This window comes from Vibrio sp. HA2012, assembly GCF_002812955.1.
In the GTDB taxonomy this organism is placed as follows: Bacteria; Pseudomonadota; Gammaproteobacteria; order Enterobacterales; family Vibrionaceae; genus Vibrio.
The window spans coordinates 22,987-30,493 of the sequence record NZ_PFXK01000014.1; the positions used below are offsets into that span (position 1 = coordinate 22,987).

The following is a 7,507-nucleotide window of genomic DNA, read 5'->3' on the forward strand; positions in this document are numbered from 1 at the left end:
GCACTTAAGCACCGGGCTTTATTTTTATTGGTTACTGGCTTCAATTTCCAGAGGCCATCCCATATCAATTTGACGATTAGCTTCGATTTCCAGTTCGGCGTTTGTCAGAGGGTTGCTGTCCAGCCAGGTTTGGGCTATGGTCAGAATCAGCTTGTCTCCACTTGCTCTGAGTTTAAATGTCGGCAGCAGTTTTGTGTCTCTGCGATGACTTAACAGAACTGCCAGCCTCAACAGTCTCAGCATGTGGATTGCTGTTAATGATGAGACAGCATGTTGTTCCGGAAGCGTTGTTAACTGATCCTTGTAGCGTCTTGCAAGTTCAGCGAGAAGGTGTTTCTGTGCCCGGGTATAGCCCGGAAGATCTAAGTGCTGAAGTAAGTACGCACTATGCTCACCTGCTCTCTTAAAATCTATGGTGAGTCCGATTTCATGCAACTTCGCAACGGTCTCCAGCAGCACGGGAGCCTGAGATTCTGTCATCCAGGCTGTACCGCCGCACTGATAGAAAAATGTGTTGGCTAATTCTGCGACTTGATTCGCATAGCGACTATCGATCTGATAGCGAGTCTGAACAGAGTGAATCGTACGAGTGCGGATATCATTCTGGCGCATCTCATTCATCATCTCGTAAACCATACCTTCACGTAGAGCGCCACCAGCCAAAGTCATTGAGTCAATATTTAGCAGTTCAAATATTGCAATCAAAATCGATAAGCCGCTAGGAAAAACCAGAGCCCGCTCGAGAGTCAGGCCTTCTATTTCCAGCTCCTCCAGATGGTCAGCAATCATAGCCTGTTTTTGCAGCCGTTGCAGTTTGGCTAGTGTGATGACCTCATCCATACCCTGTGCCAGCATGATTTCCTGAAGTGCCTGAACAGTACCACTCGCTCCGACACAGACATTCCAGCCGATGGTTTTATACTCTGCCAGAATCGGAGCCAGAGTTTCCTTGGCTGCAGCTATGGCGGCATCAAAGTTTTTTTGGCTGAGTTGTCGATCCCTGAAATGTTGTTCCAGCCAGGTGACACAGCCCATTTTAAGGCTGGTTAATGCTTTTGCCTCAAAGCCCTCACCAATAATCAGTTCGGTACTGGCTCCACCGATATCCACAACCAAGCGGCGTCCCATTCCTCCTGAGGTGTGTGCCACACCCTTATAGATTGTGGCTGCTTCTTCTTCACCGGAAATAACCTCAATACGGTGACCGAGAATTTTGTTGGCTTGTTCCAGGAATATACCGGCGTTGGTTGCCGTACGCAGGGTCGCTGTACTGACAATACGGATATTGTCTTCAGGAATATCCTGCAACCTTTCCGCAAACAGACTCAGACAATCCCATCCCCGCTGCATCGCTTCTGTACTTAAAGTATTATGCTCATCCAGTCCGGCAGCGAGACGCACTTTGCGTTTGATCTTTGCCATGGTCTGGACACTGCCATCAATATGACGGACAACCAGCATATGAAAGCTATTCGATCCGAGATCGATAGCAGCGTATAACGGAGATGCAACAGTCTGATTCATGTGTCTTAATAACGTCCTTGTTATTGTTTTCTTGGCTGACGTGGTGTCCGTGAACGGCGCTGTGGATTACGGTTTCCAGCCCGGGATGAGCCCCCTGTGTTGGTTCTGCGCTGAGTGTGTTTACTGCGCATGCGGATTGGTGCCGGCAGGTCAGTCAGTAGAGCTGAAGCATCATACTCAGAGACAGGAATACTGTGTTCGATATATTCTTCAATTGCGGTTAGGTTAATGGCATACTCTTCACAGGCAAAACTGATGGAATTGCCACTGGCACCTGCGCGGCCGGTACGGCCGATTCGGTGGACGTAGTCTTCACAGTCATCCGGTAGATCATAGTTGAAAACGTGTGTTACCTGAGGGATATGTAAGCCTCGGGCTGCTACATCAGTAGCCACCAGAATATCTACATCACCCTGAGTAAACTGTTCAAGAATACGTTCGCGTTTTTTCTGCGGAACATCTCCGGTTAAAAGACCGACACGGTGACCGTCTGCAGCCAAATGCCCCCAAATGTCATCACATTTATATTTGGTATTGGCAAAGATAATTGCCCGATCCGGCCACTCTTCTTCTATCAGTGTTTGTAACAGAGCCATTTTGTGCTCGTTAGACGGGTAGAATAATTCTTCCTGAATTCGGTGTCCGGTTTTCTGTTCCGGTTCAACAACAACATGTTCCGGATTATGCATATGCTCGAAAGCCAGTTCCTGAACCCGATAAGACAGGGTTGCGGAAAACAGCATATTCAGACGATCTTTCGGTTCCGGCATGCGACGAAACAGAAAACGGATATCTTTAATAAAGCCAAGATCGAACATACGATCTGCCTCATCCAGTACTACGGCCTGAATATGGTTGAGGTTAAAGACTTTTTGCTTATAGAAATCAATAATGCGGCCTGTTGTGCCGATTAATACGTCGACACCTTCCTGCAGTTTGGTTAACTGTTTATCGTAACTTTCACCACCATAGGCCAGTGCGGCTTTAATCCCGGTCGTTTCAATTAAGGATTCGGCGTCATTATAGATCTGAATAGCAAGTTCCCGGGTCGGAGCCATAATAATAGCCCGGGGCTGAGAGCTTTTACGGCCTTCAGGTGCTGGAGTATTTAGTAGATGGTTAAAAGTTGCAGTAAGAAACGCGAGAGTTTTACCAGTCCCGGTTTGGGCCTGGCCTGCGATGTCTTGGCCGGAGAGCAGTACCGGCAACGCCAAGGCTTGGATAGGAGTGCAGTACTCAAATCCTTTTTTGTCCAATCCTTCAATGACTTGCGGGTGTAAATCCAAGTCGGCGAATTTTTGCTCTGTGATATAGGTCTTTTTCATTGCTATAGAATATCAGCTAAGGGTTGCAATACGGAAGCAAATCCAGTCCAATAGGGAATCTATTTTCTGGTTTTTACTCAACGGAAATACAGAAACGTACATATAATAACCACATTAATGATGTTCTGTGAGTTGTTGTGGCCGTTATTTGGCCGGTGTCGTAAATATTTTCGTCTGGCCAGAACCTGATAACACACATTGGAGTGGAAGATGAGTGATAAAATTGTGCAGCTTTCTGATGAAGGTTTTGAGAACGATGTAATCAATGCTGCAGGCCCGGTCTTAGTTGATTTTTGGGCAGAGTGGTGTGGTCCTTGCAAGATGATTGCTCCGATTCTCGATGAAATCGCAGAAGAGTACGAAGGTAAACTCACTATCGGTAAACTGAATATTGATCAAAATGCCGGTACCCCGCCTAAGTTTGGTATTCGCGGTATTCCGACCCTGCTTCTGTTTAAGGACGGCAGCGTTGCTGCGACTAAAGTCGGCGCTTTGTCTAAGAGCCAATTGAAAGAATTTTTAGACGCTAATCTGTAATCTGAGATGGTTAATAAATAAGAGAATAAACCGTGCACTTTTAAGCAATGCACGGTTTTGTTTTTTAGAAAACTAGACTACTCTTGTTTTTAGTGCTAGTTTATCGCACGTTAAATAGACAACCGTTCATTTCTTGGTCGACCCTGAGACCAGCAATAATACTCTTAACTAACACATACAGATCCTATTTTGACTACAAAAGCTAAAGTATCCACCACTATGAATCTGACTGAATTGAAGAACAAGCCTGTTTCTGAGCTTGTTAAACTCGGCGAGAGCCTAGGTCTGGAAAACCTTGCCCGTCTGCGTAAGCAAGACATTATCTTCTCCATTCTTAAAGCTCACGCCAAAAGTGGTGAAGACATTTTCGGCGATGGAGTTCTGGAAATTTTGCAGGACGGTTTTGGCTTCCTGCGCAGTGCCGATAGTTCTTATCTTGCCGGCCCTGATGATATCTATGTTTCTCCAAGCCAAATTCGTCGTTTTAACCTGCGTACCGGTGATTCTATCGCTGGAAAGATTCGCCCGCCTAAAGACGGAGAGCGTTATTTCGCATTGCTGAAAGTTAATACGGTTAACGACGATAAACCTGATAATGCCCGAAATAAGATTTTATTTGAGAACCTGACTCCGTTGCACGCTAATGAGCGTATGACTATGGAACGAGGTAATGGTTCTACAGAAGATATCACTGCTCGTGTTCTGGATTTGGCATCTCCGATTGGTAAGGGACAACGTGGTTTAATCGTTGCGCCACCAAAAGCAGGTAAAACAATGCTGCTGCAAAATATTGCGCAGAGTATTGCTTATAATCATCCTGAGTGTGAACTGATGGTTCTACTGATTGATGAACGTCCGGAAGAAGTAACAGAGATGCAACGCTTGGTTAAAGGAGAAGTTATTGCATCGACTTTTGATGAACCAGCATCGCGTCACGTTCAGGTTGCCGAGATGGTTATCGAAAAGGCTAAGCGTCTGGTTGAGCACAAAAAAGATGTTGTGATCCTGCTTGACTCTATTACCCGTCTAGCTCGTGCCTATAACACGGTTGTTCCTTCCTCTGGTAAGGTTTTGACCGGTGGTGTGGATGCTAACGCTCTGCATCGTCCAAAGCGTTTCTTTGGTGCGGCTCGTAATGTAGAAGAAGGCGGAAGTCTGACGATTATTGCAACTGCTCTGGTCGATACTGGCTCTAAGATGGACGAGGTTATCTACGAAGAGTTTAAAGGTACAGGTAATATGGAACTGCACTTGAACCGCAAGATTGCTGAAAAACGAGTGTTCCCGGCGATTGACTTCAATCGTTCAGGTACTCGTCGTGAAGAGTTGCTGACTAAACCTGATGAACTACAGAAAATGTGGATCCTGCGTAAGATTGTGCACCCTATGGGTGAAACAGATGCAATGGAGTTTCTGATTGATAAGTTGGCAATGACTAAAACCAATGATGAATTCTTTGATGCGATGCGCCGTCAATAACGGTTCTTGCAGCAGGTAAATATTTAAAACGCCACCCTTAACGAGGGTGGCGTTTTTGTTATACTCAAAAAATGTAAATAAGTTGGTCAAAATCACTCATCGTTAGGTAAAAAATGGCGGCAGAATTTAAAGACTTACGGGATTTTATCTTGTATCTGGAAGAGAAAGGTCAGCTCAAGCGTATTACCTATCCCATAGACCCACACTATGAAATGGTTGAAATTAGTGATCGCGTATTACGAGCTGGTGGCCCGGCATTACTATTTGAAAAACCGGTAGGTTATGACATGCCGGTATTAACCAACTTGTTTGGTACCGAAGAACGGGTCGCGCTTGGTATGGGACGCAGTGACGTATCGGAACTAAGAGATGTTGGTAAATTACTTGCTTATCTGAAAGAGCCCGAGCCGCCAAAAGGTTTTCGGGATGCTATGGGGAAGCTCCCTGTATTTAAGCAGGTGCTGAATATGCCTACCAAACGGCTAAAAAAAGCACCATGCCAGCAGATTGTCTGGGAAGGCGATCAGGTTGATCTGGATAAGTTGCCGGTGATGAGTTGCTGGGCGGAGGACATTGCACCATTGCTGACATGGGGATTGACTATCACTAAAGGGCCCCATAAAAAACGGCAGAACCTGGGGATTTACCGTCAGCAGAAGCTGAGCAAGAATAAGATTATCATGCGCTGGCTGGCCCACCGGGGCGGAGCTTTGGACTTGCAGGATTGGATGGAAACTCATCCGGGTGAACCGTTCCCTGTTTCTGTTGCTTTTGGTGCCGATCCGGCCACTATTCTTGGAGCGGTTACCCCTGTTCCCGATACTATGTCGGAATATGCGTTTGCTGGATTGCTGCGTGGTAGTAAAACGGAGGTGGTGAAATCGGTTAGTAACGATTTAGAAGTACCGGCTGGAGCTGAAATTGTGCTCGAAGGTTACATCGATCCAAACGAGTTTGCCGAAGAGGGTCCTTATGGTGACCATACTGGGTACTACAATGAAGCGGAAATGCATCGGGTGTTTACTGTCACCCACATGACTATGCGCAAAAATCCGATCTATCACAGTACTTATACTGGCAGGCCACCGGATGAGCCTGCTGTATTAGGGGTTGCCCTGAATGAAGTGTTTGTGCCGATACTGCAGAAACAGTTTCCGGAAATTGTGGATTTTTACCTGCCGCCGGAAGGGTGTTCATACCGCATGGCTGTTGTCACCATGAAAAAACAGTATCCGGGACATGCCAAACGGGTCATGATGGGGGTATGGTCATTCCTGCGCCAGTTTATGTATACCAAGTTTGTCATCGTTTGTGATGAAGATATAAATGCCAGAGACTGGAATGATGTTATCTGGGCGATTACGACACGTATGGATCCGAAGCGCGATACTGTAATGATAGACAATACACCGATAGACTCACTTGACTTCGCTTCTCCTGTGGTTGGTCTGGGTTCTAAGATGGGGCTGGACGCCACCAATAAGTGGCAGGGAGAAACAGACAGAGAGTGGGGAAGACCGATTCATAAAGACCCGGAACTCGTGGCCAAAATTGACGCCATCTGGGATGAACTGAATATATTATAATTCAGACAGGGCAGTAACTGTATACGATGCTCAACACTTATAAGACTTACGTTACTGTTCTTCATTAACCCTTTCCTGATAAGAGAAGAGGAATATGACTATAAAATGCCAAGTAAAGTCTATTGAGCCTTTGGCTTGTAATACGCACAAAATACTCTTACATCCGGAAACCCCGGTTTCTTTTAAACCGGGTCAGTATCTGCTGGTCGTGATGGGAGAGAAAGATAAGCGCCCGTTTTCGATCGCCAGTAGTCCATGCCGTCATCAGGGGGAATTGGAGTTGCATATCGGAGCTGCAGAAGAGAATGCGTATGCACTGGAAGTTGTGGCCGCCATGCGTGATGCCTTAAATAATCACACAGATATTCAGATAGAGGCGCCGCATGGTGATGCATGGTTGCAGGAAAGTGACCGTTTGCTGCTGCTTATTGCCGGAGGGACGGGGTTTAGTTATGTACGTTCTATATTGGATCACTGTATCTCCCAGGAGGTTAAAAAGCCGATTTATCTGTATTGGGGGGCGAAAACAGAATGTCAACTTTACGCTTTGCAAGAATTACAGCAGATTGCTAACGAATACAAGCAGATCCATTTTGTGCCGGTTGTAGAATCAGCATCAGCAGGTTGGAGTGGAAAAGTCGGCAATGTACTCAGTGCGGTAAAGGATGATTTTGCTTCATTAGAAGAGTTTGATATCTATATTGCCGGTAGATTTGAGATGGCTGGAGCTGCTCGTGAGCAGTTTGTGGAGCAAAAATCAGCGAAACGAGAACGTATGTTTGCTGATGCTTACGCATTTATTTAATTAGACATATCTATTTATGTCTCTAACAAAGAGGGTAAATTAGCCCTCTTTTTGTACATATCGATTGAATAATCAGCACTCAAACAGAAAAACTATTTTTTTTCTAAAAATGGGTTGCTAAGCTGAAACATCTCTCTATAATGCCGCCTCACTGACACGGCAGAGCCGACAAGGCCTCAGCGCAGAGTCAGTCAGGACGAAAGCTCTGGTGAAATAAATTTGAAAAAGTGTTTGACACTGACCGTTATCTC

Annotated in this window: 5 protein-coding genes and 1 pseudogene; 4 read left to right on the forward strand and 2 right to left on the reverse strand. The window is 45.8% G+C overall.

All coding sequences use genetic code 11. The features are described from left to right. Positions 1-24: 24 nt before the first annotated feature. Both gppA and rhlB read right to left on the reverse strand, forming a co-directional pair. Positions 25-1,524 carry a guanosine-5'-triphosphate,3'-diphosphate diphosphatase gene (gene gppA, locus CSW98_RS17200; protein WP_100801707.1) on the reverse strand — a complete coding sequence of 500 codons (1,500 nt, stop codon included), beginning with the start codon at positions 1,522-1,524 and terminating at the stop codon, positions 25-27. Positions 1,525-1,544: 20 nt separating this feature from the next. Continuing rightward, entirely contained in the window at positions 1,545-2,849 is a 1,305-nt protein-coding gene (rhlB, locus tag CSW98_RS17205) for an ATP-dependent RNA helicase RhlB (protein ID WP_100801708.1), read from the reverse strand. Positions 2,850-3,059: 210 nt separating this feature from the next. Between rhlB and trxA the strand changes: the two genes are divergently transcribed. The 4 genes and pseudogenes from trxA (at position 3,060) to fre (ending at position 7,256) form a co-directional block, all read left to right on the forward strand. Then, on the forward strand, positions 3,060-3,386 hold the full coding sequence (gene trxA, locus CSW98_RS17210; protein ID WP_100801709.1) for a thioredoxin TrxA: 327 nt from the start codon (positions 3,060-3,062) through the stop codon (positions 3,384-3,386). A 219-nt stretch (positions 3,387-3,605) separates the two neighbouring features. Continuing rightward, positions 3,606-4,865 carry a transcription termination factor Rho gene (rho, locus tag CSW98_RS17215; RefSeq protein WP_100801710.1) on the forward strand — a complete coding sequence of 420 codons (1,260 nt, stop codon included), beginning with the start codon at positions 3,606-3,608 and terminating at the stop codon, positions 4,863-4,865. A gap of 113 nt (positions 4,866-4,978) precedes the next feature. Next, positions 4,979-6,436, forward strand: a pseudogene (ubiD, locus tag CSW98_RS17220) (4-hydroxy-3-polyprenylbenzoate decarboxylase); the annotation flags it as partial. A 109-nt stretch (positions 6,437-6,545) separates the two neighbouring features. Further along, on the forward strand, positions 6,546-7,256 hold the full coding sequence (gene fre / locus CSW98_RS17225) for an NAD(P)H-flavin reductase (protein WP_100801712.1): 711 nt from the start codon (positions 6,546-6,548) through the stop codon (positions 7,254-7,256). Positions 7,257-7,507: the final 251 nt, after the last annotated feature.

Bases quoted from the DNA above. Each gene is read 5' to 3' on its own strand.
- rhlB (WP_100801708.1), bottom strand. From the start codon at position 2,849: ATGAAAAAGACCTATATCACAGAGCAAAAATTCGCCGACTTGGATTTA.
- rho (WP_100801710.1), top strand. From the start codon at position 3,606: ATGAATCTGACTGAATTGAAGAACAAGCCTGTTTCTGAGCTTGTTAAA.
- fre (WP_100801712.1), top strand. From the start codon at position 6,546: ATGACTATAAAATGCCAAGTAAAGTCTATTGAGCCTTTGGCTTGTAAT.
- trxA (WP_100801709.1), top strand. From the start codon at position 3,060: ATGAGTGATAAAATTGTGCAGCTTTCTGATGAAGGTTTTGAGAACGAT.
- gppA (WP_100801707.1), bottom strand. From the start codon at position 1,524: ATGAATCAGACTGTTGCATCTCCGTTATACGCTGCTATCGATCTCGGA.